23 protein-coding genes are annotated in these 26,204 nt (G+C 70.2%); 11 read left to right on the top strand and 12 right to left on the bottom strand.

The window, feature by feature from the left end; all coding sequences use genetic code 11:
• Nucleotides 1-286: 286 nt before the first annotated feature.
• Nucleotides 287-745 carry an Lrp/AsnC family transcriptional regulator gene (locus ACGFML_RS16870; protein WP_393544361.1) on the bottom strand — a complete coding sequence of 153 codons (459 nt, stop codon included), beginning with the start codon at nucleotides 743-745 and terminating at the stop codon, nucleotides 287-289.
• Nucleotides 746-807: 62 nt separating this feature from the next.
• Here ACGFML_RS16870 and ACGFML_RS16865 point away from each other — a divergent pair, with 62 nt between their 5' ends.
• From ACGFML_RS16865 to ACGFML_RS16850, 4 genes are all read left to right on the top strand, one after another.
• Nucleotides 808-1,557, top strand: a complete 750-nt coding sequence (locus ACGFML_RS16865; RefSeq protein ID WP_393544359.1) for an AzlC family ABC transporter permease — start codon at nucleotides 808-810, stop codon at nucleotides 1,555-1,557.
• Nucleotides 1,550-1,879 carry a branched-chain amino acid transporter permease gene (locus tag ACGFML_RS16860; protein WP_393544357.1) on the top strand — a complete coding sequence of 110 codons (330 nt, stop codon included), beginning with the start codon at nucleotides 1,550-1,552 and terminating at the stop codon, nucleotides 1,877-1,879. Before ACGFML_RS16865 ends, ACGFML_RS16860 begins: the two co-directional genes overlap by 8 nt.
• A 267-nt stretch (nucleotides 1,880-2,146) precedes the next feature.
• Nucleotides 2,147-2,884, top strand: a complete 738-nt coding sequence (locus ACGFML_RS16855; RefSeq protein ID WP_393544355.1) for a flavodoxin family protein — start codon at nucleotides 2,147-2,149, stop codon at nucleotides 2,882-2,884.
• Nucleotides 2,885-3,057: 173 nt separating this feature from the next.
• Entirely contained in the window at nucleotides 3,058-3,468 is a 411-nt protein-coding gene (locus ACGFML_RS16850; RefSeq protein ID WP_393544354.1) for a VOC family protein, read from the top strand.
• Between the two features lie 198 nt (nucleotides 3,469-3,666).
• Here ACGFML_RS16850 and ACGFML_RS16845 read toward each other — a convergent pair whose 3' ends face one another.
• From ACGFML_RS16845 to ACGFML_RS16825, 5 genes are all read right to left on the bottom strand, one after another.
• On the bottom strand, nucleotides 3,667-4,083 hold the full coding sequence (locus tag ACGFML_RS16845) for a hypothetical protein (RefSeq protein WP_393544352.1): 417 nt from the start codon (nucleotides 4,081-4,083) through the stop codon (nucleotides 3,667-3,669).
• Nucleotides 4,080-5,573: a PrsW family glutamic-type intramembrane protease gene (locus ACGFML_RS16840; RefSeq protein WP_393544350.1), complete on the bottom strand. Its 1,494-nt coding sequence runs from the start codon at nucleotides 5,571-5,573 to the stop codon at nucleotides 4,080-4,082. Before ACGFML_RS16840 ends, ACGFML_RS16845 begins: the two co-directional genes overlap by 4 nt.
• Nucleotides 5,570-5,989 (bottom strand): hypothetical protein, encoded by a 420-nt coding sequence (locus ACGFML_RS16835; protein WP_393544348.1) that lies wholly within the window; start codon nucleotides 5,987-5,989, stop codon nucleotides 5,570-5,572. The genes ACGFML_RS16840 and ACGFML_RS16835 overlap by 4 nt, the downstream gene beginning before the upstream one ends.
• Complete coding sequence (locus ACGFML_RS16830) at nucleotides 5,986-8,307, bottom strand: hypothetical protein (protein ID WP_393544346.1); 2,322 nt, start codon at nucleotides 8,305-8,307, stop codon at nucleotides 5,986-5,988. Before ACGFML_RS16830 ends, ACGFML_RS16835 begins: the two co-directional genes overlap by 4 nt.
• Before the next feature lie 292 nt (nucleotides 8,308-8,599).
• The gene (locus ACGFML_RS16825) at nucleotides 8,600-11,008 is read right to left on the bottom strand and encodes a helix-turn-helix domain-containing protein (protein ID WP_393544344.1); all 2,409 of its coding nucleotides are present in this window, start codon (nucleotides 11,006-11,008) and stop codon (nucleotides 8,600-8,602) included.
• 161 nt (nucleotides 11,009-11,169) lie between these two features.
• Here ACGFML_RS16825 and ACGFML_RS16820 point away from each other — a divergent pair, with 161 nt between their 5' ends.
• The 3 genes from ACGFML_RS16820 to ACGFML_RS16810 all read left to right on the top strand — a co-directional run bounded on the left by ACGFML_RS16820 (nucleotide 11,170) and on the right by ACGFML_RS16810 (nucleotide 13,926).
• Nucleotides 11,170-12,231, top strand: a complete 1,062-nt coding sequence (locus ACGFML_RS16820) for a BTAD domain-containing putative transcriptional regulator (RefSeq protein ID WP_393544342.1) — start codon at nucleotides 11,170-11,172, stop codon at nucleotides 12,229-12,231.
• Nucleotides 12,228-12,992, top strand: a complete 765-nt coding sequence (locus ACGFML_RS16815) for a DUF6585 family protein (RefSeq protein WP_393544340.1) — start codon at nucleotides 12,228-12,230, stop codon at nucleotides 12,990-12,992. Before ACGFML_RS16820 ends, ACGFML_RS16815 begins: the two co-directional genes overlap by 4 nt.
• A gap of 178 nt (nucleotides 12,993-13,170) precedes the next feature.
• Nucleotides 13,171-13,926: a PE-PPE domain-containing protein gene (locus tag ACGFML_RS16810; protein ID WP_393544338.1), complete on the top strand. Its 756-nt coding sequence runs from the start codon at nucleotides 13,171-13,173 to the stop codon at nucleotides 13,924-13,926.
• Between the two features lie 114 nt (nucleotides 13,927-14,040).
• Here the strand turns inward: ACGFML_RS16810 and ACGFML_RS16805 are convergent, their stop codons facing one another.
• The 4 genes from ACGFML_RS16805 to ACGFML_RS16790 form a co-directional block, all read right to left on the bottom strand.
• Entirely contained in the window at nucleotides 14,041-15,678 is a 1,638-nt protein-coding gene (locus tag ACGFML_RS16805; RefSeq protein ID WP_393544336.1) for an APC family permease, read from the bottom strand.
• Nucleotides 15,679-16,719: 1,041 nt separating this feature from the next.
• Nucleotides 16,720-17,025 carry a 30S ribosomal protein S14 gene (rpsN, locus tag ACGFML_RS16800; protein WP_393544334.1) on the bottom strand — a complete coding sequence of 102 codons (306 nt, stop codon included), beginning with the start codon at nucleotides 17,023-17,025 and terminating at the stop codon, nucleotides 16,720-16,722.
• Entirely contained in the window at nucleotides 17,025-17,261 is a 237-nt protein-coding gene (gene rpmB, locus ACGFML_RS16795; protein ID WP_393544332.1) for a 50S ribosomal protein L28, read from the bottom strand. Before rpmB ends, rpsN begins: the two co-directional genes overlap by 1 nt.
• Nucleotides 17,262-17,424: 163 nt before the next feature.
• Nucleotides 17,425-18,132, bottom strand: a complete 708-nt coding sequence (locus ACGFML_RS16790; protein WP_393544330.1) for a maleylpyruvate isomerase family mycothiol-dependent enzyme — start codon at nucleotides 18,130-18,132, stop codon at nucleotides 17,425-17,427.
• 213 nt (nucleotides 18,133-18,345) lie between these two features.
• On the opposite strand from ACGFML_RS16790, the gene ACGFML_RS16785 reads away from it, so the two are divergent.
• The 4 genes from ACGFML_RS16785 to ACGFML_RS16770 all read left to right on the top strand — a co-directional run bounded on the left by ACGFML_RS16785 (nucleotide 18,346) and on the right by ACGFML_RS16770 (nucleotide 24,140).
• Entirely contained in the window at nucleotides 18,346-19,329 is a 984-nt protein-coding gene (locus tag ACGFML_RS16785; RefSeq protein ID WP_393544328.1) for an Lrp/AsnC family transcriptional regulator, read from the top strand.
• A 715-nt stretch (nucleotides 19,330-20,044) separates the two neighbouring features.
• Nucleotides 20,045-20,908, top strand: a complete 864-nt coding sequence (locus tag ACGFML_RS16780; protein ID WP_393544326.1) for a hypothetical protein — start codon at nucleotides 20,045-20,047, stop codon at nucleotides 20,906-20,908.
• A gap of 71 nt (nucleotides 20,909-20,979) precedes the next feature.
• Nucleotides 20,980-22,515: an amino acid permease gene (locus tag ACGFML_RS16775; RefSeq protein ID WP_393544324.1), complete on the top strand. Its 1,536-nt coding sequence runs from the start codon at nucleotides 20,980-20,982 to the stop codon at nucleotides 22,513-22,515.
• Nucleotides 22,516-22,859: 344 nt separating this feature from the next.
• Nucleotides 22,860-24,140 (top strand): ATP-binding protein, encoded by a 1,281-nt coding sequence (locus tag ACGFML_RS16770; RefSeq protein ID WP_393544323.1) that lies wholly within the window; start codon nucleotides 22,860-22,862, stop codon nucleotides 24,138-24,140.
• 162 nt (nucleotides 24,141-24,302) lie between these two features.
• On the opposite strand, the gene ACGFML_RS16765 is transcribed toward ACGFML_RS16770, so the two are convergent.
• Complete coding sequence (locus ACGFML_RS16765) at nucleotides 24,303-25,466, bottom strand: FAD-dependent oxidoreductase (RefSeq protein WP_393544321.1); 1,164 nt, start codon at nucleotides 25,464-25,466, stop codon at nucleotides 24,303-24,305.
• A 14-nt stretch (nucleotides 25,467-25,480) separates the two neighbouring features.
• Nucleotides 25,481-26,185 carry a TetR/AcrR family transcriptional regulator gene (locus ACGFML_RS16760; RefSeq protein WP_393544319.1) on the bottom strand — a complete coding sequence of 235 codons (705 nt, stop codon included), beginning with the start codon at nucleotides 26,183-26,185 and terminating at the stop codon, nucleotides 25,481-25,483.
• Nucleotides 26,186-26,204 lie beyond the last annotated feature (19 nt).

Genomic DNA, 26,204 nt, shown 5'->3' with positions numbered 1-26,204 from the left:
CCCGTCCCGCCTGGCAGGCGCGTTCGGTCCCGCTGGTAGCTGCACGTGCCCACACCCCCCGAGGAGGCGGAAGGCCACTCGGACTCGGCCTCTGGCCGGGCGCCCACTGATGTCGCATCTCTTGACGGCGCGTGATGCGGCGGATTCCCATGGCATGACGAACCAACAGGGCCGGTCCCCCCGCCGTGCCCGGCTTCTCGGCGTACGTGCCGGTGCACCGGGTGGCTGCCGAGGACACCTCTGCCGGCACCGGACGACAGCCGTCGGCGGTTGTCGCGTGCCGCGCCTACTGGTTGGTCTTGATCTCCTTCATGGTCAGGTGGGATTCGAGGCGGAGGACGGCGGGCAAGCAGCTGAGCTTGCCGGTGAGGAAGGCTTCGTAGGCGGCGTGGTCGGCCACGGCGACGCGGATGAAGTAGTCGGGGCGCCCGTACATGCGGCGGAATTCGACGACCTCGTCATAGGAGGCCACGGTCTCCTCGAACTCCTCGAAGCTCTTGCGGTCCTGGGCATAGATCTCGACGTCGACGAGTACCTCCAGCCCGCGGCCCGTGGACTCGGGATTGATCACGGCCCGGTACCCGGCGATGACGCCGGCCTCTTCCAGCCGCTTGACCCGGCGCAGGCAGGGCGGCGGGGTCAGGCCGACCCGCTTGGCCAGCTCGACGTTGGTCAGCCGCCCGTCCTGACGGAGATGAAACAAAATTTCACGATCGACCTCATCCAGGATCGCTTCATTGCTCATAGTGCCATCGTAGAGCGATAAGTGGCAACCATATGAGCCGGGATTCTTCCTAAGATTTCTCCATGGAAACAAGCCCCGCCGTTGCTGGGAGCCGTCCTCGGCCTGCCCCCGTCCCGCCCTCCGCGAGCCCTTCCGAGGCGCGTGCGGCGTTCAAGGACTCCGCAGGCGCTGTCCTGGGATTCGTCCCGCTCGGACTCGCCTTCGGGGCGCTCGCGACCCAGTCGGGCCTGGACTGGTGGTGGGCCGGACTGTCCGCAGCGCTCGCCTTCGGTGGATCGTTCGAGTTCCTGCTCATCGGCATGGTCACCGCCGCGGCCCCGCCGGCGGCCATCGCGCTGTCCGCGTTCATGGTGAACGTCCGGCACGTCTTCTACGCGCTGTCCTTCCCCCTGCACCGCGTGACCGGCCGCCTCGGCAAGACGTACGCCACCTTCGCCCTGTGCGACGAGGCGTACGCGCTGACCACCGGGAAGCAGGCCCGCACCTGGTCGAGCCGGCGCATCCTGTGGCTGCAGTTCTTCCTGCATCTGTGCTGGGCAAGCAGCGCGATAGCCGGAGCCCTGCTCGGCTCCCTCATCCCGGACGGCGTCACCGGCCTCGAATTCGCCCTCACCGCCATGTTCGCCGTCCTCGCCCTCGACGCCGTCCGAGACCTGCGCGGCGACCTGCCCACCCCCGCGCTCGCCCTGCTCAGCGCCCTGGCCGCCCGGCTCCTCCTCCCGGGCCAGATGCTCCTGGCCGGCTTCACCCTGTTCACCGCCGCCCTCCTGGCCCGCCACCTCACCACCGGCAGGAACCCGACCCATGCCTGACACGCGCTACGCCATCGCCGCCGTCCTCGTCGCCGCCGCCGTCACCTGGGGCCTACGAGCCCTCCCCTTCGCCGCGCTCACGCCCCTGCGCGCCAGCAGCACCGTCCAGTACCTCAGCACCCGGATGCCCGCCGGCGTCATGCTGATCCTCCTCGCCTACTGTCTGCGCGACCTCCCCCTCACGCACGCGCGCACCCTGGCCCCGCTGGCCGCCCTCGCCCTCACCGTCGGCCTGCACCTGTGGCGCCGCAACGCGCTGCTGAGCATCCTCGGCGGCACGACCGCCCACGTGATCCTGGCCAGCACGATCCTCGCGTCCTAGAACGGTCCGACGGGCCGAACCCAGGGGACCGTGGTGATGCGTGGTGGTGGCCGCCTGCACGGCCGCCGATGACCGACAGGTGGGTGGGAAGAGGCGGCAACCGGCCGGCACGGCCCAGGACCGGCGGTACACCGAGCCTGTTCGGCTGTCGGGGTGGTCGTCGCCGGCCGGACGTGCCGGTGCGGTTCGCGTGGCCGCCGGACGCGCACGATGGTCTGCGCTGATCCGCCGTGAACGGCACGGCGGCAGGATTCCCGGGAGCCTTCCGTGACCGCGCAGTCGCACGCCGCCGATCCGCCCCCCGCCCACTACGGCGGCCTGCGTGCCCTGGTGTTCAACTGCACCCTCAAGCGGTCGCCGGAGCGGAGCAACACCCAGGGGCTCATCGACCGCAGTGCGGGCATCATGGAAGCGCAGGGTGTGCACGTCGATGTCGTGCGCGCCGTCGACCATGACATCGCCACCGGCGTCTGGCCGGACATGACCGAACACGGCTGGCGGAGCGACGCCTGGCCGCAGCTGTTCGAGCAGGTGATGGCGGCCGACATCCTCGTTCTGGCCGGCCCGATCTGGCTGGGCGACAACAGCTCCGTGACCAAGCGGGTGATCGAACGTCTCTATGCCTGCTCCAGCCTTCTCAACGAGTCGGGCCAGTACGCCTATTACGGGCGGGTCGGCGGCTGCCTGATCACCGGCAACGAGGACGGCGTCAAGCACTGCGCCATGAACGTCCTCTACAGCCTTCAGCACCTGGGCTACACCATTCCGCCGCAGGCCGACGCCGGGTGGATCGGCGAGGCGGGCCCCGGCCCCTCCTACCTCGACCCAGGTTCGGGCGGCCCCGAGAACGACTTCACGAACCGCAACACCACCTTCATGACCTGGAACCTGCTGCATCTGGCGAAAATGCTGAAGGACGCCGGCGGCATCCCCGCCTATGGCAACCAGCGCACCGCCTGGGACGCCGGTTGTCGGCACGACTTCGAAAACCCGGAACACCGATAGGCGCCATCGGGAACGCCCTCAACACCCCGTGCAGACAAGCAACACCCCGTGCAGACAAGGGAAATGCCCGTCTCGCAGCCCTTTTGCCACACGCTTCAGGGCCTGTTGCGAACTACTCTCCGGCATGACGGTTCTCCTCGAACGACCAGCCAGCTCCAGCAGGAGGCGACAGAATGCCGGCCAACGCCAGTGCGCATGTGCGCATCGCCCGTCCGTCACGTGATCTGCAAGCGGCGGAGAGGTTCTGGGTTTCCGGTCTCGGCCTCGACATCCTGTACCAGCATGCGGCGGACGGCACTCCTGGGCAGCATTCACTCTTGATGGTCGGCTGGCCGCATGGCGCCTGGCACCTTGAGCTCACCCACGATCCCCTTGCGCCAACGGATCCGCAGCCGACTCCCGATGACCTCTTGGTGATCTACCTCGGCGAACCGGTGCCGGACTCCTTGACAGAGAGACTCGAACAGCACGGTGGGAAGCGGGTGCCGGCGCACAATCCGTACTGGGACACCTGGGGCGTCACCGTTCAAGACCCGGATGGCTATGTGCTGGTGGTGTCCAGCCGCTCCTGGTCCAACTCGTGACACCGTCACGAATCCGCTGATCACCACCACTCGCCCAATTGCCCGTGCCAACGCCCAGGTTCAGTGTCTTGCGCGCGGGTGTGCGGGACGGACCGCGTACATGCTCGGGTGCGGGCGGAGACCGCGTTGCGCGCCAACGGGCTGGACCGGACCGGCCTGGCCAGGCCGGTCCAGGCCAAGCCACGCAGAGTGATTCCCTCAGGATTTCGGCTGCGGCGGATGGTCGGGGCGCAGGGGTGTGGTGGGTGGGGTCGCCGGTGGTGGCCGGGTGGGGGCGACGGGGTGGGCGGCTGCCGGGTCGGCGACGGTCGTGGCGGTGGTGGTCGCCGCCTGTGTGAACGTCGCGTCGACCAGCGCAAGATCGGTGGTGGTTGCGGAACGGGATCGGCGGCGGGCGAGCGTGAGCCAGAGGCCGGCGGCCAGCAGGAGGAGGGCCCAGACGGTGCCCGAGGCGGCGATCGCGGTCGGTTCCGGGCAGTCGCCGCCTGGGAACGTGCGGGTGCCCCGGTAGTTGGGACCCGAGCACTGTGCCGACGCCGTGGCGGGCGTTGCCAGGACGAGAAGGGCGGTGGCGGCGGCCAGGGTGGTCAGCCGCACGGCGCGCGAGCGGATCATGGCAGGACCTCCGGTGCTGGAGCGGCGGTGGCGGGCTGGACGGGGGTCGAGGGGAGGTCCTTCAGCCGCCGAACCCGGTCGCGGAGTGCCGGCTCGTCGGGAACAGCGGTATCGGCGCCGAGCGAGGTGCGGTGCCAGCGCTGGGTGGCCAGGTCGAGTTGGGCCTGGTGCAGGCGCAGGAGGTGGCGAAGGCCGGCGGTGCCGTCGCGGCGCCAGACGCGCAGTTCCAGGAGGAGGCGTCGACGCGGATCGAGCAGCAGGCCGGCCTCGGGTCCGGTGACCGCGCCGGTGTCGGCCTGCGCTTCGCTGTGGAGTGCGTCGGCGAGGCCGGCGGCCTGGGCGTTCAGGCCGCGCTGCAGGATCCACACGTACAGGACGACGAACACGCCCGTGGTGAGGGCCGTGATGAGTGGTATGCCCAGGAGCAGGCCGAGTGTCTCGTTGTGGGAGAAGAGGTTCTGCGTCACCTTTCCGAGCTGGGGGGCGACGGCGTCGGTCAGGAAGTGCCCGCCGATCGCGGCCAGGAGGCCGCCGGCGACGACCAGCAGCCGGTCCCGTCGACCGACCAGTCGGCGGGCGGCCCCGAAGCCGGCTCCGGCGAGCGCGGTGAAGGCCACGTGTACCGCCATCAGCCCGACCACCTGCCGGATCCAGAACTGTGCGGGCGCCTGGCCGGGTTCGATGGTGTCCATGTAGCGCACGGTCTCGGTGAGGTTGAAGCCGAGGCCCACCGCGGCGCCGAGGGCGACCCCGGAGACGACCCCGTCGAAGTGCCGTCGGAAGAGGAAGAAGAGGACGGCGACCCCGGCCGCCTTGCCGAGTTCGGAGAAGAGGGCGGCGTTGAGGTCGACCAGGGTGTAGATCGATCGGACGGCGTCGCGGGGGCGTTCCCAGTCGAGCAGATAGCCCGGTGCGTACCGCTGAAAGAAGATGATCATGGCGTTGCCGAAGCCGCCGCCGATCAGGGTCCCCCAGCCGAATCCGGCGAGCAGCAGCCATCCCGGCATCCGGCGGAACAGCTGCGCGCGGTGTACGCACAGCAGTGCCACAGCGGTGGTGGGCAGGCAGAGCAGCAGGACGAGCGGGGCACTGCCGAGGATGTCCAGCGGGATGACGACGTAGGGCAGCAACAGGGCGCCCAGTACGCCGAACTGGCAGACGCGGGTGCTCGGGGCGCGGGCGGCCGGTTCCGCGCTGACGGCCCGGCGCCGAAGCAGGAGGATCAGACCGAACAGGGCGGCGAGGGCCCAGCCGGCGTAGAGGAGAATCCGGGTCAGCCGGAATTCCCCCGGCTCCGGCAGCAGGAAGATCCGCATCCAGGGCAGGGGCGAGGTGACTTCGGGCTGCGCCCAGTACAGGACGTGTGCGAGCGCGAAGGCCACGGACAGCCCGGCCGCCACCGCGATGGCGGCCGGCAGTCCCGGGCGCGGGGTCCGGGGGCCGGGCGGCGGCTCCGGGGACAGTGCGACCGGTTCGTGTGCGGTCGTCATGGGGTACCTCCGGGCCGCGGGACGTCAGGCATGCCGGTGGGGAGTCCGGTCGGGAAGCCGGAGGGGATGCCGGTCGGGAAGTCGGTGGGGATGCCGGTCGGAAAGCCGGAGGGGATGCCGGTCGGAAAGCCGCTCGGGAAATCCGTCGGGAAGTTGGTCGGCAGGCTCGTGGGCAGGTCGGTGGGGAAGTCCGTCGGGACGGAGGTGGGGTAGCCGCTGGGGAGGCCGCCCGGGCCGGTGGGCATGCCCGGGATGGAGGGCATCTTCGGCATCTTCTCGGGCAGCGGGAAGACCGGGTCGGTGGTGAAGCCGACGATCGCGGCGACGGCGGAGGCGATCACCCCGACCCCGCCGATGGCGGTCATCAGCCGTACGTAGGGGCGGTGGCGGGACGCCCCCGGTGTGGGGTCGGTCATCGCGGGCTCCGCGGGTCGTGCCGGGTCGACGAGGAGGTGACTGCCGCCCGACGTAGGGGACTTGTGGCGGTGACGGAGTTGAGGCGGCGTCGGCGCCACCACAGCACGGCACCCGCCGGGAGGATCAGCAGGGGCAGCAGCCGCAGTGCGAGTCCGCTCGCGGACAACGTGTCCTGGGACGTGCCGCCGCCGGATGCCTGGAGCGGCGTGGGCGCACCGAGCAGGATGGCGTTGTCCCCTCCGCCCGCTGCCGGGGTGGTCAGCGAGCTGTCGACGTTCTTGGACAGGCCGGCGTCCTTCTTGCGGAAGCGGTCGTCGGAGAGCTTGTCGAACGGGACCCGGGTGAGGTCGACGCCGCCGTAGACGTAGGTGCGGAGGTAGACGTTGTTTCCGCTGGTGGTCTTGTGCGTGACGTGGAACTCGCCCTTCTTGTACGAGTCGACGTACTTCTGGAAGGTGTCGGTGGGCTTCCACGTGCTGGTGGTCCGCCAGTTCTGGATGTCTCCCTTGTCGATGAGGTCGCCGTAGGTGGTGTGCCGGGTGCGGCTGAGGTTGCGGTACCACTCGGCGGCGACCCGTGCCAGGTAGACGCGGCGGACTGCGGCGTACTCGGGTGCGGTGTTGATCGCGTGCTTGAGTTCCGGGAGGACCAGGCTGCGGTACAGCTGCTCGTTGCGGTCCTCGGTGGCCTTGTCCTGCTGCGGACACGACCTGGCGGCCGACTTGCCGCGCTGGGCGAGGTACTGGGTCTCCATACGGACATCGAGCGGTGCGTCGATGATGTAGAGCTTGTCGCCGTCCTCGCGGACCGTGGCGGGCGCGGGCAGGATCCAGTTGCGGAAGGACAGGCAGTTGCCGCTGACGCCGGCCCAGAAGCGGCGGCCGAGCGCGCTGTCGGGGTGGATCAGTTTGCCGACGGTCTTCTTCATCCGCAGGTCGGCCTCCAACATGACTCGGCCGGCGTCGGTGCGGCCCAGTTGCGGATCGACGATGCGATCGGGCTCGTTGGGATTGAGGTTGACCCAGAACGAGGAGGGGTTGAGCGCCAGCCAGACGAAGAAGGCCTGGGAAGTGCCCTTGGCGGCGTTCAGGCCCGTCGCCGGGGAACTGCCGCCGGTGGTCGAGAGCGGCGCCTGGAAGGAGTACTGCAGACCGCTGCCGTCGCCGGGGTCGGAGAGATAGCGCAGTTGCAGCGACGAGAAGTCGATGCCGCCAGGTGCCTGGGGGACGGGTTGGGTCAGTGCCTGGGCCAGGCCGCCCGCGGTGCCGCCCGCGGCGTCCTCCGCGGCGTCGTCTTCTCCGCACGGTCCGGCCGCCCGAAGGGCGCTGCGCGACGCGCTCAGCGCCGCCACGGTCGTCAACGGGGAGCGGGCGCCGAGGGCCTGGCCGTCGCAGGGCTTGGCGGCACGGGCGTTGCGGAAGAACTGGTTGTCCTTCCGCGTCTGTTGCCGGCGCTGCTTCTCCGCCGCTTTGCGCTCCGCGATCAGCTTCTTCTGCGCCGCCACTTCCCGGGCCACGGTGGCTTCCTCGGCTGCGGCCTTCGCCTTGGCGCCGTCGATCAGGCTGTTCAGCTCGTCGACCGAGCCTTTGCCGTCCACGACGCCGTAGAGGACGTCGGTGGTGGCCGGGATCCTGCCGGCACACTGTGGCTTGCAGGGCGAACGGTCGGTGTAGAGGGCGAAGAGCCGTTCCGATGCGACCGGATTCCGCAGGTCCTGGCTGAGGAAGGCCAAGTCCCAGATCAGGATGCGCAGTTCGGAGTGGGCGCCGTCCGTGCCCGCGGAGGCGTCGTTGGCGCTCGGGACGACGACGAACTTCTTGACCTCCGGCCGCTCGTCCATGCGCAGCCGCTGGTAGAGCGCAGGGTCGCGGTGTTTCAGCGTGGCGGTGTCCACCACCTCCAAGCCCCGGGTGTCCACGTCCTCGAGTCCCGTGATGTCCACGAACCCGATCGCGACGTTGCGCTGTCCGTCGATGCGGCGGCCGTCCTTGCCGCCCTCGAGCTGCGAACGGTGCCCCCACACCGCCTGCCGGAAGACGAACGACCGGTGCCCGATGGGGTCGCGGTACCAGTCGCCGTCGATCTGTGTCATCGATCTGCCGGACGGGGTCGGCTTGCGCTTGCGCTTCTTCTTCCCCCCGTCGGCCATGAGGTTCTGGGTGTGGGCCAGCGGCTGCATCTGCACTCCGGTAGCCGACCCTGGCGCCGGGTCGTGGCCCGCGCCCGTACGCGGCTGTACCGCGCCGAGCAGAAGACCGAGTATCAGCCCGAGCGCGGCCAGGCTCCGGGGCCGGGTGCGCCCCATGGTCAACGGCATGACTCTCCTTCCGCATCCGGCCACGCATCGCCGGGTACCGGCCTGGCCGGCGCAGTTCTCCTTGATGACGTGCCACGATCGCGGGAGGCGATGAAATGCCGGTGAAATCCCGATCCTGTACGGGATCTGAGACGTCGGGATGGGCCGGGGGGGGCTCCTCAGCGGCTTCGGCGACGGCCGTACTGGTGCCGCGTCCGAGCACGCTGGTCAGCCGCGAGCAGCGTGCCCGGCGGCGTGTGGGGTACTCGGCTTCCGAAATCCGGGCACCGCGCCGGGTACTGCCCAAGTACTCCTACCCGCTGCGGAAGGCGTCCGACACGTGTCCGCTGGGCTGTCGTGGGCGGCGGGAGGACCGGTAGGCGCCGGCGAGATGGTGTTGCAGGCGGGCGTGGCGGAACTGGTAGACCGCGCCGGCTTGGCGGAGCACGCCCCGCTGGTAGGCGTCTTCGAGGAAGGTGACGACGGACCAGGGCAGCCGACCGGTCAGCGGCAGCCAGATCCGGGAGAAAACCGCCCACTGGCCCCAGGCGGTCAGACCGAGCACGTAGCCGAGGGCGCCGCCGAGCCCGCTGATGACGCCGAGCTTGAGCGCGGCCGTGACATTCCAGACGACCGGTCCCAGAATCACCGGCTGGGTCACCACCACGGATACGCAGCCGACCAGGAGCCCGAAGGTGGGCGCCCAGACCAGGAGTTGGGCGGCGGCCGTCCGGCAGTTCGTCCGCAGGAGGCTGACCGGATTGACGGCGGACCGGATGTCGAGAGGGGCTTCGAAGAGGGTCAGGAGGCCGAAGGTGGGGCCGGCTGCCAGCGCGAACACCAGGCCGTAGATGATGCCGTCGTCGAGGCCGACGGCCAGGACCGTCGGGAGGTCGACGTGCGAGAGGACGCCGTTGAGCGCTCCGCGTACGAAGCCGTAGCCGACGCCGAACACGAGGCCGCACAGCAATCCGATCACCAGCCGGGGGAGGGCTCTGCGCCTCGTCCTCCCCTCCCCGCCGAACAACTTCATGCGCACGCCGGACGGCTCCACGGCCGCATCCTTGGCCGCGACCAGGAACCAGTAGGCGACCCCGAACAGGAGCCCGGAGAGGATTCCCGCCACCGGCCCGTCCGCGAGCTGGAATTCGAGGGAGTCGAAGAGGGTGCCGACGACACAGTCGGCGAGTCCGATGGCCAGAGCGATCACCAGCGCGCTCACCAGAGTGCGCGTGACGCGGCTCAACCCGCAACCGAGCCGCCACCACTCCAGGTTGGGGGTGTCGAGCCGGGTCAGGTGGTGGGCCAGGTAGCCGAGCCAGTACTGGGCGCGTTCCGGGTCGACGTCGCGTCGCGACCCGCTGCCCAGGAGGTGCTGGGGCCGGGGACGGTAGACGGTGGCGGTGAAGTTGTCGAGGAGGTGGTCCTCCAACTCTTCGGGGCTGCCGAATCGCCGGGTGTCCAGCAGCGAGGCCGGGTCGTGGTCGGGGGTGTCGCTGTAGACGGTGCGGGCGAGCGTGACCATCAGCGGGGTGGTCAGCACCGCGGCGAGGTTGGCTCCGGCCCGGCTGAGCGGCCGCTCGCGCAGCTCGCTCAGTACGGGATCCCAGGCGGTCGCCGAGTTGTCCCCGCCGCGGGCCTTGCGCGTGGTGCGCGGCAGGTAGTCGGCAAGGTCGCTCAGGGTCAGATCGGTCAGATCCACCGCGGCGGCGGAGGTGAGCACGTCGGTCTCCGCCACCGCGGCGGCGTACTCGGACGGACGGCTCGTCAGCAGCAGGGGGAGGGTGGTGGCGTTCAGCGCCTCCAGCGCGGGACGCCGCAGGCCGTCGGCAATCTCGTCGAAGCCGTCCAGCACGGGGAGCACCCGGCCGGTCTCGACCAGTGCGGCGGCCAGGCTCGATCCGCCGGGGCCCGGGCCGGCGAGTCCGGGGTGATCGCGCGTCAGTTGCGCCGTCAGCCAGTCCCGGAACGTGAGGGCGGTCGGATCCCACGAGCCGATGCTGAAGATCACCGGCACGGCTTCGGCGCGGCGCCTCGATCTCACGTGGTCCAGGACGAACCGCACGGCGAGAATCGTCTTCCCGGAGCCTGACCGGCCCAGCACCACCAGCCGCCCGGACGGGATGCGACGGTACACGCCCACGATCTCGTCCAGTTGCCCGCTCAGGTCCAGCGGGCCGTGCGTACCCCCGGGGGGCAGCCGGCGGATGTTGGCCCAGTGATCGGTCAGTTCCTCGGCCACCGGCCGCCACTGCACCGGCAGCGGGTAGGGGTCGTGGACCTGCCGCTGCTCTTCCTCGCGCTGCCAGCGTGCGGCCACCGTCTGCGCGAGCTGCTCGGCGACGTCGGCCAGGGTTTCGTGGAGCGCCGACCGCGGCTGGTCGCCTGCGAGCGGTTCGGCGTGGTCGGTCGAGTCGTCCGGTCGGCCCTCCTCCCCTGCCGAGTCCTCCGGCCGGCCCCCCTCCCCCGTCGGGTACTCCGTACGGCTCTCGACCCCGGTGCGGAGGACGGCAGCCGCCAGGAGCCCCTCGCGTGCCTCGGGGCTCAGCCCGAGCGCATCGGCCAGCAGCCGCACCGTGGTCACCCTGGGGTCGGCGCGCTCGCCGGTCTCCAACCCGCGGATGGTGCGCACGCCCACTCCGGCACGCTCCGCCAAGACCTCCTGTGTCATCCCCGCTTCGCGCCGCAGCCGCCGCAACAGCGCGCTGAACTCACTGGTCACAGCTCGCGCCCTCTCCCCCGGCAAGTCGATTTCCCCAGGTGAGGGACTCTAGCGCGGCACCGGCCGGATACGGCCGGTCTGCTGGCCTGTCCGTTGCACGGTGCCGGGACCAACGTCGTCGTCATCCGCCAGACCGATCACCCGGAGCCAGGGAGCCCGCGATGCCGACGACCACACCCACCGGCCGACCGACCGTCACCACGCTCACACATCAGGAGCGCGAGGTGCTCCACGCGGTCGGCTGCGGCCTGAGAGACACCGAAGTGGCCTCCGTCCTCGCCCTTCCCAAGGACGCCGTGGCCGGGCACCTCGCCCGGATCCTTGCCAAACTCGGGCTGCGCGACCGGGCCGCCGCCATCGTCCACGCCTTCGACTGCGGCCTCGTCGTCCCCGGCCACGGCCCCCGCAAGGGGGCAGGCCCGGTGCCGCGGCCCCGGACCCGCCAAGGGCACGCACCGCGGTTGCGGATCTCCCTTCTCGGACCGCTGCAGGCATGGCGTGACGAACAGCCCCTGGACCTGGGCCATCTCCGCCAGCAAGCCGTGCTGGCAGCGCTGGCGCTGTGCCCGGACCGGACGGTCAGCCAACACGAACTGCTCGGCGGGGTATGGGGGACGGAGCCGCCGATCACGAACGTGGTGCCGGTGTACATCCACCGACTACGGAAGGTCGTGCGCACAGGGGACAGCCCGAACTCGGTGATCCAGCGCGATCGGTGCGGCTATCGGCTGGTCCCCGGCGCGGTCGAGGTGGACGTGGCGCGCATGGAGGAACTGGTCACCGCTGCCGGGGCGGCCGAGCGGGCCGGCGAACTCACCGAGGCGGTCCGTGCCTGTTCCCAGGCGGTGAGCCTGTTCCGCGGGGAGCCCCTGGCCGGCCTGCCCGGACCGTTGGCCGAACTGGAGCGGCTACGGCTCACCGCGCGCAGGATCGCCCTCGTACAGCGGAAGGTGGACTGGCAGCTGCGGCTGGGCCGGCACTCCGAGGCGCTTGCCGAGCTGTGGGCCCTGAGCGGGGCGCAGCCCCTGAACGAGCCGGTCGCCGCGATGCTGATGCGTGCGTTGTACCGGAGCGGCCGGCAGGCCGACGCGTTGGCCGTGTTCGACCGCACCCGCCGCCGCCTCGCCGATGACCTGGGGGTGTCACCGGGCCAGCTGCTGCGGCGGACGCACCAGATGATCCTGCGCGGGTACGACGCCGGCCTCATCCGCACCACGCCATGACCCGACCGACGCCGCGTACGCGCGGTGCGGAACTGCTGCTGGCGAGGATCTCAGCGGCGGCCGGCCGCGCGTCCATCGGCAAGCGGCGCGCCACCTACGCGGGAGCCGCGCGCACGTCCCCCGCGCCCGCCGGCCCGGTCCGGGTGATCCGGGGGCTGCTGGCCTTCGCCCGGTACGGCCGGTCTGCCACGACGACGTGCGCGGACGCGCGATTGGACATGTACGACCAGGGGTTGACTGTCGCCGTCGAAGGGCGGATCCACGTCGTCCGCTACGACACCACGTCCGTATCCGTGTCCGTATCCGTATCCGCGTCCGCGTCCGCGTCCGCGTCCCAGAAGAGCCTCCGGCTCCCCCAGCGCTCGGCCCGGGGCGGTACCACGCGCACCTATACGCTCACCGACGTCGAAGGGAAGCGGGTCGTGCTGTACGGCGGCCCGGAGGACAGCGGTGCGGAGGAGTGGGGGCCCGAGATCCAACGGGCCGTCACCCATGCCCGACTGCCCCTGGCAACAGCCGCGCTCAACCGGGGCGAACGGCTCACCTTCGGTGACGTCTGGTTGACCAGGGAGGAGGTCGGGTCCGCAGAGGTGTCCGCGCGGTGGCCGCAGGTGCAGCAGATCGAGATCCAGCAGGGGCCCATCAGGCTCAACATCGATGGCGATTGGCACGCTCTGGCGCACACCGCCTCCGAAGTCCCGAATCTCCTCCTCTTCTGCACGCTCGTCGAGCGCTTGCGAACCGACGGCGTGCACTCATGACGACGAGCCGATCCGCAGGACATCCGCCGGTGCCCGCCGGCGAACCGGTTGGCCGCCACCTGCGTGACATCGGGTGGGCCCGGCACCTGATGCGTTTCATCGCGATTCCAGCCCCCGTGGCTAACGTCAAGGCCGAGCACAGCAGTCGTTCACTACGTCAACTCGAGGGAAGCGGAACATGACCCTGTCCGGCAGGTGGAGAAGGACGATCGGCGCTGCCGGTGCGACGGCAGCCATAGTGGCCGCCACCACCGTCGCACCCGCCGTTGCCCACGCCGATCCCGTCCACCACTACTACCTGGAGGTCGGCGGCACGGGCTCGGCGTCGCCCGCGCCCGACTGCACCTCCACCTACACGTTCGCCAACAAGCACCTCAACGGTGGCATTCCGGTGCCGGTGTGCTATCCGGCGAGCGCCGGACCCTGGCTCAACGGCCACAACGTCCCGGACGTCAACGCACCGAGCTTCGACGCCAGCGTGCGCGAGGGGTACCGCAATCTGCTGGCCGCCGCCGAGGACACCTACCACCGCGATCCGGGTGCCCGCTTCACGATCGTCGGCTACTCCCAGGGCGCGCATGTGGCCGACCAGGTGCTCCAGACGATCGCCAACGGCGGTACCGACATACCCCGTTCGCAGGTGAACGGCATGCTGTATGCCGATCCCCTGCAGCCCGGCACCGGCATCTGGGCCCGGACCCCGAAGGGGTGGAGCGCCTTGGGCTTCACTTCTCCCGGCGCCGGCCCGGCGAGGTTCGACGGCGTCCCCGTGCAGCGATTCTGCATCCGCACCGACGGGGTGTGCGACGCCACCTCGCTCCAGTCCATCGGCGGCTTCCTGAAACAGCACCCCAAGTACTGGCAGGACGGCAACGTCATGACGCAGACCATCGGCCACGACGGCGGCGACGGAATCGCCTGGTACGACTCCTGACGTCCGCCGGAGGCCGCCTATCAGGTGGCGGAAGCGGCAACCGTGAGGTCGGTCGGATGTCCGGCCGACCTCACGGCTTGTTGGGCGGTCAGGTCATGGTGTGGGGGCAGTGGGTCAGTGGCCGCCCTCGTCCACGACCGCGACCTCCTCGATGTTCTGCTCGATGGCCGCGCCGGAAACGGCGGTGGAGCGGGCCCAGTAGTAGATCGCCACGGAGAACGCCGTGACGATCACCATGTCCCACCACAGCGGGATGTGGCTCTGGCCCCCGAAGCCGCCCTGCCAGGAGATGAGGCCCATGCCGAGCAGGTACACCGGAAGCCACTGCGCGGCCTTCCAGTCCAGCCGCGGGGCGTTCGGCAGCCGCTTCCTCGTCGCGTACCAGGCGTAGCTGCCGAGCAGCACGTACCCGATGATGATCGCCCAGCCGAGCCGCTGGAGGGTGTCCCAGCCGGCCCAGTAGATGATCAGGCTCGCGACGACGAAGGACATCGGCGAGATCACATGCCCGCCGGGCAGGCGGTACGGGCGCTCGTGGTGCGGCAGCCGGTTACGGAACACACCGAAGGCCAGCGGCGCACCGGCGTACATCAGGACGCTCGCCGAGGTGATGAAGGAGACCAGCTCCTGCCAGCTCGGGAAGGGCAGGAAACAGATCACGCCGGTGACGAACGAGATGATCAGGCCGAACCACGGCACGCCGCGCGCGTCGGTCCTGTCGAACAGTCTGGGCGCGTAGCCGTTCTTGCTCAGGCCGTAGGAGATGCGCGAGGTCGAGGTCGTGTAGATCAGGCCGGTGCCGCCCGGGGAGATGATCGCGTCCGCGTAGAGGACCCATCCGAGCCAGCCCAGCCCCACCACGGTGGCCAGACCGGCCCACGGGCCGCTGATGCCGGCATAGTCCAGCTTGGCCCAGCCGTGTGCGAAGGAGGCCAGCGGGAGAGCGCCGATGTAGACGACCTGGAGAAGGATGTAGATGACCGCGCCGATCAGGACCGACCCGATCGTCGCGCGCGGCAGGTCGCGCTTGGGGTTGCGGCTCTCGCCCGCGAGCTGGATGGCCTGTTCGAAGCCGAGCAGGGCGAAGATGATGCCGCTGGTGCTGATGGCGCTGAGCACGCCCTTGGCGCCGAACGGCGCGAAGCCGTGCGAGGTGAAGTTGTGCGGGTGGAAGTTGGTCGCCGCGATGACGAAGATCGCCCCGAGGGGTACGGCGATTTTCCACCAGGTCGCGGCGCTGTTGGTGTGCGCCAGCACCTTCACACCGAGGAAGTTCACCGCTACGAAAATCGCCATGAGGATGACGGCGACGATGAAGCCGCTCGTGGTGAGGGTCCCGTTCGCGTGCAGGAACCCCTGGGCCCATGACCAGTGACCGGCGTAGCCGATCATGGCCTCGACCTCGATCGGGGCCACTGTCGCGGCCTGGAGCCAGGAGAACCAGCCGAATGACATGCCGGCCAGGCCACCGAAGGCGTAGTGCGGATACCGCGCCGTTCCACCGGCGACCGGGAAGAGACCTCCGAGCTCGGCGTGCACCAGTGCCAGGAGGACGATCGCGATCGCGCCGATGCCCCAGGAGATGACCGCGGCAGGACCCGCCACCACTACGGCCTTCTGCGCTCCGTACAGCCAACCGGATCCGATGATGGAACCGACCGAGGCCCACATCAGACCGATCAGTCCCACATCCCTGCGGAGGGAGCCGGATTCGCGCGTCCTTGGGGGAGCGATCTCGTCAACGCTTGCCATAGGAGGCCTTTCAAGACAGGTCTGGCCGAAAATTTGCCTAAGGCTAGGGAGCATTTACGGCCCTGCAAAGAGGCGTCGACTGAATAGATATATTCCTTGAAGGATTCCTTGCCTAAATTTCAGCCCGTCACTGTGGATATTCCGTCGAATGTGCGCAGACAGGCTCCGCGAGCGGGCAAAACAGCGGATAGCGACCGGACGATTACCCTTTCGACTACCTGCACGGCGCCATCTTGAAGGAAATTTGAACTTTCGCAGAGAGGAATTGCTATTTCGTAGACAGCCCGCTTCGGCGGCCACTGGGCGCCTTACCGGATCGCCACCGAGCCGAATCCCCCCTCACCGAAAGGCCGTTGGCGGAACGACGGAACCGGAAAGGACGATCAGGGGGACCGGCGACACGGCTTGATCGGCTTCCGCCGGCTCCGGCTGCCGTGTCACCAGCCGACCGGACGGGGTCGTCGACCGCCCGCCGCAGCTGGTACGGGCCGGCCGACGGCCACCGCCCGCGCCCGACGTGGAGTGGTTCGCCGAATTCGGCGGCCGGTTCGCACAAGGGGTCTCCGGCGAGCCGGGCCGCGCTCCCCCGCACCCGGCCGACGATCGGCACCCACCGGATTGCCGCCGCCCACCTCATGAACACGAAGGCTCCAGAAGGAGCGCCTACGCCGGCCGCCGGGTTCGTTCGAGGACTGCCCGACCAAAGAATCCGGCACGGCCCACGAACCCCGTTTCCGCGCGCATTCCCGGCGCCCGAATGCGGACCCGAAGAAGCCCCGTTGATCTCTTTGCGCGGATCAACGGGCCGCCTGCCGTGAACTCGTCGTCCATGAACGGGGGTTCGCGGACCGGGAAATCTCCACAGAATCCAATCCGCCCTACGCTTGCGATCCCCCGACCGTGATCACGGGGCCACCCCCAGGTCAGAGACGTGCAGGGTGACGGAGCCCGCGGACACCACCACGTGAGTCGCCTCATGACCCCTCGCGCCCCACCACCGCAGCCCGCACCAGGCGAACCCCGGGCATCAACGACGGGGCATCACCAGGACGACTTGGTGACCCCGGGAAGGAACCCGGCGTGCGCCTGTTCCCGTACACGCACGCGGGACAGGCCGAACTTCCGCAGATGACCGCGGGGTCGGCCGTCCACGCCATCCCGGTTGCGCACCCGGGTAGCACTCGCGTCGCGTGGCTGGCGCCTCAGTTCGGCCTGGGCGGCGACCCGTTCGGCCTCGGTGGACGAAGGCCGCCGGATGACCTCCTTGAGTTCGGCGCGCCGGGCGGCGTATCGCTCGACGATCGCCTTTCGCCGCTCGTTCTTTGCGATCTTGCTCTGCTTCGCCATCAGACCTTTCCTCCTCGTGCGCGGATGCGCGCCACCGCCACCTCGACACCGATGGCATCGACCGTCTTGATCGCCTTGGTGCTGAGCGTGAGCCGGACATGCCGACCCTCGCCCGCCAGCCAGTAGCGCTTGCGCTGGATGTTCGGATCGAACCGGCGAGGCGTCCGGCGGTGCGAGTGGGAGATGGACTTACCGAAGCCCGGCTTGGCGCCGGTCAGTTGACAGTGGGCGGACATGGCGCCGGGCACCTTTCATCGGGGATGTTGTTGGCAATGGTAACCATTTCCAATACGGTCCGCCAGCGGCGTGCTCCGAAGCGCCGCCGATCACCAAAATCCCCCTCCCGGGGCGGCGTGGGCGGGGGGATGGAGGCCCGGGGGCGGCCCGGGGGCCGGCCGGTCAGATCCAGTACGGCGCCGACGGCACTTCGCCGGCTTCCGGGGCCGTCAGGCCCGTACCGGGCGAGCGCCCTGTGAGCCAGGCCAGCAGGTCGGCCTGGGGTCCCGTGACGAGCGGGCCGCCGGAGCCGAGTTCATGGGAGAGGGCGGTGTCGGTGGCCTCGATCCGTACGGCAGGGATGCCGTCGCGCCGGTGCAGTGCCTCGACGATGTCGTCGATGATCCAGCGTGCCGCGGCGGGGGGCACGTCGGCGAAGGTGTACCCGGCCGCCAGGTCGGCGTGGTGCACCTCGAGTTCGCGCAGCCTGGTGGGGACCAGGGTCGCGGGGGTGCGCAGTTCTCCGGTACGCATCCGCACCTCCACGCGCCATGCCGCTTCGGGCAGGGAGCGCACCGCCTCCTCGAAACGTGCGGCGGTGTCGGTGACGTCGGCGATCAGGGCGGCGACCGGCCGTGCCGCGCCCGCCTCGATCTCGGCCGCCCGCGCGTCCATGCTCGCGTACTGCGGGGTCTCCACACCGGTGCGTGCCCAGGTCAGCAGCCGACAGAGGCTGTCGGTCGCCCGCGCGACATGGGTGATCACATGGCCGCGGGTCCACGGAGGCACGAGCGTCGACCCGCCGACCTGGTCGTCGGTGAGGGTGCCGAGGGTGGCCACGAGCCGCTCGGTGGCCTCGGATACCGGACCCAGCGCCTCGACGCCCTGCATGCTCCACCCTCACTCATTCGCCATGCGGAATTGAAGATTCGTATACCGATAGGTGATGCGAAGGTAGGCAGAGGGCCTCCGGGGAGTCAACCACCGCGAAGGAACTCCCGAGTCGGGCCGAGGCGCCTTGCCCTGCAAGGGTCCGCCCCACTCTTTGCGCAGGAGCCACCAGCCGTCGCTCAGCCAGTGCCGGTTACTGGCATGGTTGGCCCGATGCAGGCAGATGCCGTCATTCTCGACGAGGTCGATCGAGGGCTGGTGCACGCCCTGCAGATCGACGGCCGGGCCGCTTTCCGCGCCATCGGCGAGGCCCTCGGCCTCTCCGAGAACACCGTGGCCCGCCGCTACCGGCGGCTGCGTACCGCCGGCATCCTGCGTGTGGTCGGCACCCTGAACGGCGCCCGGCTCGGCTACAGCGCCTGGACGGTCCGGCTGCGCTGCACCCCCGACGCGGCCGGAGCCATTGCCACGGCGCTGGCCAAGCGCAACGACATCTCCTTCGTGCATCTGCTGTCCGGCGGTACGGAGATCTCCTTCAGTACGCAGACCCGCTCCGGCGACGAGAGCGACGCACTGCTCCTGCACCAGCTGCCCCGCACCGCTCGCGTCACTTCGGTCTCGGCGCATCTCCTGCTCAACCACTACGCCCTGCCCAACGACTGGGCGGGACCTGCTGGGCTCACCCCGGAACAGGTCGCACTCCTCGCCCCGCCTCCCGCCGTCGACATGGCCTCGGAGGGACCGATGGATCTGAGGCAAGGGGACCGAGCCCTCCTCGGGGCCCTCGGCCGGGACGGCCGGGCCGGCTACACCGAACTCGCCGCTGCCACCGGCTCGTCGGACGCGACCGTCCGTCGCCGCATCGCCACCCTGCGCAGAGCCGGAGTCCTGGTCTTCCTGGTCGACATCCCCTCCGCCGCCCTGGGCTTTCGTGCCGAAGCCCGGCTCTGGATGTCCGTCCGACCCTCGGAGCTCACCGCCGTGGCAGCCGCGATGGCCGATCACCCGGAAGTCTCGCTGGTCGCGCTGACCACCGGTCCGACCAACCTGCTCGCCGCCATCAACTGCCGTGACACGCAAGGCCTTTCCCGATACCTCACGGAACGGATCGCGTCCCTGGACGCGATCCGCACGATCGAGACCGCACCGGTCATCCGCACCCTCAAACGGGCCGGCACCCTGCTCCCGCGCGCCTAGGCGGCGTCCGCAACGTCCCGTCGTCCGCCCGTAGGGCAGGGAGGACGGGCGAGGGACCCCGCCCGGTGCGCCATGACGCCCCGGCCGTGGGCGAATCCATGGGCCCCGCCGCACTGCGGGAGTTCGTCGGACACGCCCGTTCGAGTCGGCGTTGCGGAACATCGCAGCCGACTGTGGGCACTCTCCGGGATTCGCCGGGACCGCCCGATGAGCATTCGAGCAACTCCCTCCACTATCGCCCCTTTTAGGGAGAATTAACGGATCTCACGTATCCCCGTGAAACGAAAACGGGCGAGATTTATCACCAAAGGAATGTGCGCGATCGCACCTCAGTGAATAGTCTGCTTCTGCTTCCGCAAGTCGGCACTTCATGAGCGAAGTTGACAGACACGTTGCACAGGACACGCATCTCGACATACAGGAGATTCCGGTGATCGCCCCTCAAGGCAGGATCGGGCTTTCGCCTCCGCACGAGAACGCACCGCGGCACGGGCCGGATCCGAGGCTCGCGGGCACCGCCTCCGGGTCCCGCCACGGTGGACCCTCATCTGGAGGCCGGAAAAGTGCCTGCTGATGCCGCTCGCGCTTATCGTGCACCACTGCTCCGCTCGCCCGCGAAGACCTCGGCGGGAAGGCCGTGAGACGCCGACCGGTGCTCGACCGGAATCCGGCCCGGGACGACTCCCCATTGCGCACAGTGGTGGAGGACGCCGCGATGGGCAGATGGGAAGGCGCACGCGAACTGCTGGTCGCGACCGGCGCCGACTGGGACCGCCGTATTTTCCGCCTGCAGGTGCTCGCCCGTGCCGGGGCGCGGCTCACCTTCGCCGACACCTGGGCACAGGCCGAACCCCGCTCTCCGCACGCCCTGGCCCTCCTCGCCACCGTCCAGGCCCTGCGTTCGATGGCCGGACCACGGGGCCAGGGCAGCGGGACGGAGATGGAAGCGGCGTGGGAGCTGTGCCATGCCGCCGGTGACGCCCTGCCCGCCGATCCGACGCCGTACGTCGTCATGCTCGCCCTGCTGCGCTTCCACTCCCCCGACCGCGACCGGCAGTGGCGGGACACGGTGCAGAGCGTGTGGCAGGAGGTCGAGGAGCGCGACCCGTGGAACAGAGAGGCGCACCACGAGCTCCTCACCTACATGTTCCCCGACTGGCACGGCGTGGCCGGGGAGATGTTCCACTGGGCGCAGGACCGGTGCGCCCACGTCCCCCGCGGGATGCCGTTGCACACCCTGCCGCTGGTCGCGCTCGCCGAGTCGCACCGCCTGCGGATGCAGAAGGAAGGGCACCGGTACGGCCTGACGGTCCACCCCTGGACGGACAACCCGTCGACCCATCAGGCGTGGGAGAACTGGTGGACGTACCGGGCCCCGTCCCGCCCGCACGCCGCCTTCCACGAGGACGCCAACTACCTGGCCCACGCGATGTCCTTCGCGAATCAGCACCGGGCGGCGGCCGAGGTGTTCGACGCCATCGGCCCGTACGCCACGGATGTGCCGTGGAGCTACTGCGGAGACGCCCAGCAGCTCTTCACTCGTCATCGGAACTGGGCGGTCAAGGCGTCCGCGCCATAGCGCCGCGCCGAGGCCCGCGGGCCGATGCCGTTCCGCAATTCGCCGCGCCACCAACAGGAGAGGGTCCAGCCATGCCATTGGACATACCCAGCGTTACGCAGACGGAGGAGGAACGCCTCGCCGAACTCGGCATCACCCAGACGTTGGACCGCTCCATGTCCGGGCGGCAGAACTTCGCCGTCTCGTTCACCATCATCAGCATCCTGTCCGGCTGCCTGACGATGTACGGGTTCGGCATGAACACCGGCGGGCCGGCCCTGATCATGTGGGGCTGGGTTCTCGTCGGCCTGATGACCCTCTTCGTCGGCCTGGCCATGGCGGAGGTCTGCTCCTCGTACCCGACCTCCGCGGGGCTCTACTTCTGGGCGCACAAGCTCGCCCCGAAGAAGTCTGCTCCCGCCTGGGCCTGGTTCACCGGCTGGTTCAACACGCTCGGCCAAGTGGCGGTCACCGCGGGAATCGACTTCGGTGCCGCGTCGTTCCTCAACGCCTACCTGAACCTTCAGTTCAGCTACGCCGCCACCCCCGTCCACACGATCACGCTCTTCGGTGTGATCCTCGTGCTGCACGCAGTGGTGAACACCTTCCGCGTGCGCGTCGTCGGCTTCTTCAACACCGTCTCGGTGTGGTGGCATCTGATCGGCGTCGTCGTGATCGTCGGCGCCCTCCTGGTGATCCCCGACAAGCACCAGTCCCCCGGCTTCGTCTTCACCGAGTTCGTCAACAACACCGGCTGGGGCTCCGCGGTCTACGTCGCTCTCATCGGTCTTCTGATGGCCCAGTACACCTTCACCGGCTATGACGCCTCCGCCCATATGACGGAGGAGACGAAGAACGCCTCGGTCGAGGGGCCGAAGGGCATCGTCCGCTCGATCGTCGTGTCCTGGGCGGCCGGGTTCGTGCTGCTCTTCGGCCTGACCTTCGCCATCCAGTCCTACACCGGCGCCCTGGAGTCGAGCACCGGTGTGCCGCCGGCGCAGATCTTCCTGGACGCCCTCGGCGCGAGCACCGGCAAGCTGATGCTGCTCGTCATCATCGGCGCCCAGCTGTTCTGCGGTATGGCCTCCGTGACCGCGAACTCCCGCATGATCTACGCCTTCTCCCGCGACGGGGCACTGCCGTTCTCCTCCGTCTGGCACAAGCTCCACCCGGGGACCCGCACCCCGACCAACGCGGTGTGGCTCGCCGCGGGCGGTGCGTTCGTCCTCGGCCTGCCTTATCTGTTCAACACGACCGCGTACGCCGCCGTCACCTCCATCGCGACGATCGGCCTCTACATCGCCTACGTCGTGCCCACCCTGCTGCGGCTGCGCCAGGGAGAGAACTTCCGGCGCGGTCCCTGGCACCTGGGGCGCTGGTCCAGGCCCGTGGGCCTGATCGCGGTCGGCTGGGTGGTGGTCATCACCGTGCTGTTCATGCTGCCCCAGCTGAATCCGGTGACCATCGAGACGTTCAACTACGCGCCCATCACGGTGGGTGTGGTGCTGGTCTTCGCCGGCACCTGGTGGCTCGTCTCCGCCCGCAAGTGGTTCCTCAACCCCAAGCACCCGAGGAACAGCCCGCCGCAGACGTCCGTGCCGGAGCGAGCGGCCTCCAGCTCGCGCTAGGTCCGCCCGGCCCGCCCCGACGGCCCGCGGCCCCGCCCCAGGCTCCGCCCTGTGGACCGGGCTGCGGGCCGTCGGCGTGGCCGACCGCACCCGCCGGGGTCGCCGTTGATCAGGCCCTTCGAGGCGGCGACGCCCAGCCGGACGGCGCCCCGTGTGCACCGCCCCACGCCATGGAATGGCGCGGATGAGGTACTCGGGCCGCGGCGGTAGCCTGGTTTTCAGGACCTCTGTTCGCCGGTTCTCCCGGGCGCGGGCGATGCGGACCATGGGGCCCGGGACCGCCCGGGAGAGGGCGCGGCCGACTTCCGGTACGGCGTCGGCCGCCCGCCGGCAAGGTGGTGACGATGGCCGCGTGGCGACTGCGGGACTACCACGACGACGATCTGGACCGGGCGATCCGGATCTGGGATCAGGACCGGCAGCAGGACGCGTCGCCCCCGGTGTTTCCCATCTCCGAGGTCGTGGCCGTGGCCCGGTCCGGCGGGCCCGCCGTGGTGGCGGTGGTCGGCGAGGAGCTGGTGGGCATGGCGGTCGCCCAGGTCCAGGGCGAACGGGCCTGGATCACCCTGGTGGCGCTGGCCGGTATGTGGCGCAACCGCGGCATCGGCAGCGCCCTGATCGCAGAACTGGAACGGCGGCTGCGGGTACGGGGCGTATCGCGGATCAGCGCACTGCTCGCCCCCGGGGCCACGGGCACCTCGGCCCTGGAGAACTCCGGTTACCGGGCTCGGAACGGACTGGTCTTCTACGAGAAGGCCGACCACCTCGGCGCGGCCGACGCGGGTCTGCTGGCGGAACTCGGCGGGCGGGTACTGCCTCCGGGGCTGTGGTCCGCCCTCTCCGGCATGGAGCGGGAGAAGGCGACCATCGAGCGGCGGGTGGTGCTGCCGCTGGCCGAGCCCGTGCTGGCCGAGAAGCACGGGGTCACGCCGCCCAAGGCCGTCATCCTCTTCGGCCCGCCGGGCACCGGCAAGACGAGCTTCGCCAAAGCCGTCTCCTCCCGACTCGAGTGGCCCTTCGTGGAGCTCTTCCCGTCCCGGCTCGCGGCGACCGGAGACGGCGGCCTGGCCGCCTCGCTGCGGGACACCTTCGCCGACCTGGCGGAGCTCGACACCGTCCTGCTGTTCATCGACGAAGTCGAGGAGATCGCCGGCATCCGGTCCGGCCTGGCCGTCGACCCCGGCCACGGCGTCACCAACGAACTGCTCAAGCTGATACCGGGCTTCCGCGACCACGACGACCGCCTGCTGATCTGCGCGACCAACTCCGTACGCTCCCTCGACCCGGCCTTCCTGCGCCCCGGCCGGTTCGACTACGTCATTCCGGTCGGCCCGCCCGACCCGGCGGCCCGGGCGGCGATCTGGCAGCGCTACCTCGGCCCCGCCGCCGACAGCGTCGAGCTGCACCGGCTGGTGGCGGCCAGCGAGATGTTCACGCCCGCCGACATCGAGTTCGCCGCCCGCAAGGGCGCCCACGCCGCGTTCGAACGCGAGGTCGCCGACCGGCACGGCACGCCCGCCAGCACCGAGGACTACCTGGCCGCCATCGCCGACACCCGCCCCGCCCTCACCGACCAGGCGATCACCGCGTTCCGGGAGGACATCGAGCACCACTCCCGCATGTGACGCCCCCGTCGGCGGGTGAACGGACGGGCCGCGGGGGGGCGATGTGTGTGACGACCGCTGCCGCCTTGGGCCGCGCTGCGAGGGCGCCGCTCGGTGTGGCTCCGTGGCTTCGTGGCTTCGTGGCTTCGTGGCTTCGTGGCTTCGTGGCTTCGTGGCTTCTCCTCACCGGGTGGAGATGCGGTCCTCCTCGTGGTGGGAGGCGAACTGGGCGATCAGTCCCTCGGGCGCGTCATCGGCGAAGCACGTGGCCAGGCCGGCGGCCGAGTCGGCTGCGGCGGCGCGGGAGCGGGGGAACGCGGCCGCCTCGTAGCGGGCGAGCGCGGTCTCGGTGTCTTCGGGGTGGGCGATGAGTGCCTGCGCGAGCTCGGCGGCGTCCTGCATCGCGCTGTTGGCGCCCTCGCCGGCAAACGGCGACATCACGTGCGCGGCGTCACCGAGAAGCGTGACCCCGGGAACGCGGTCCCAGCGGTGCCCGACGGGCAGCGCGAAGATCGGACGCGGTACGAGCGGGCCGTCGGCGTCGGCGAGGAGGGCCGTCAGGCTGGGGTGCCAGTCGGTGAACTGCTCCAGCACGCGCTCCTTCGCGAGGTCGGTGCGGGTGAAGTCGATGCTCTCCAGCCACGCCCGCGGGGTCTTGACGGCGGTGTAGATGCGGAGACTGCCGTCGGATTCGCGGTGGGCGAGGAAGCCCTTGGCGTCCGAGAGCGCGAAGAGCATGCCGCCACCGACCACGGCCGCGGCTTCGGGGTGGCGGGTGAGGGCGTCGAGCAGGTCGCTTTCGACGACGGACACCCCGGTGTAGGCGGGTACGGCGGCGGAGACGAGGGGGCGGACCTTGGACCAGGCCCCGTCCGCGCCGACGAGCAGGTCGGCGGTGAACACGGTGCCGTCGGCGAGAGTGACCTCGTGGCGCCGGTCGTCCAGTGTGCGGGCGCCGGTGACCTTCGCTCCCCAGCGCACCGTGCCGGCGGGGAGGGAGTCCAGCAGGAGGTCGCGCAGCCGCCCGCGGTCGATCTCGGGTCGGGTGTGAGTGGACTCCTCGTCGCTCTCCTCCGTGTGGAGGGTGGCGTACTTGTCGAGGATACGCATCGCCTCTCCGCCGGGAAGGACGAACTTGCGGAATTCCGCGTGGAGTTGAGCGGCGCGCAGCGCCGCCTGACCGGACTCCTCATGGATGTCGAGCATCCCGCCCTGGACGCGGGCGTACCGGTCCGCATCGAGGTCGAACACCGCCGCTTCGATGCCGTGCACGGCCAGGATGCGGGCGAGGGTCAGGCCGCCGAGACCGGCGCCGATGACGGCTATCGGGTGGTGGGTGGTGCTCATGGTGGTCCCCTCGTTCACGGGTGGGTTCGGTCCGCCGTGCGGGGCGTGCCGAGCACGCCGTTGATGACGACGCGGAAGATCCAGTCCAGACGCTGCTCCGGGGTGCCGGACAGGAGATCGGCGCCGAGGCCGGCGATCCTTGGGTGGTTTTCGGCGGAGGCGTGCCCCAACGCGTCGACGAGCGCATGGTGTTCGTCCTCGGCGTCGCTCGAGCGGTCGCGGGTGGAGTGCTCGGCGGCGGTCGCGGTGGCCACCTGCAGCAGCACGTCCACGCCCCAGGCGGCCTGTGCGCCAGGGACGCCGCCCTCATGCAGCAGGGCGAGGATCGCTTCGACCAGGTCCAGGTAGTTCGGCCCCGACGGACGGGCCACCAAGGCGGACGGGGCGAGGGTGGGGTGCGCGAACAGGACGCCGGTGTAAGAGGCCAGGACGGCCGCCAGCCGGCCGCGCCACTCCCCCTCGGCCGTGGCGGGGCCGAGATCGACGGCGCCGAGCAGTTCGTCGAGGATCGCCGCATGCAGTTCGGCCGTGTTCGCCACGTACACGTACAGCGAGGCGGGGCCGGTGTCGAGCTCCTGGGCGAGGCGGCGCATGGTGACGCGCCGCAGGCCCTCGGCCCGCATCAGCCGCACCGCGGTGGCGACGATCCCCTCGTGGGTGAGCGCGGGCTTGGCGGGCCGCTCACGGCGACTGCGCGGGGCGGGAGTCTTCGAAGCCATGTCCGGGACGATAACGAAC

It is taken from the genome of Streptomyces sp. NPDC048650, from assembly GCF_043199095.1.
Classification (GTDB): domain Bacteria; phylum Actinomycetota; class Actinomycetes; order Streptomycetales; family Streptomycetaceae; genus Streptomyces.
This window is presented reverse-complemented; position numbering and strand designations above follow the sequence as displayed.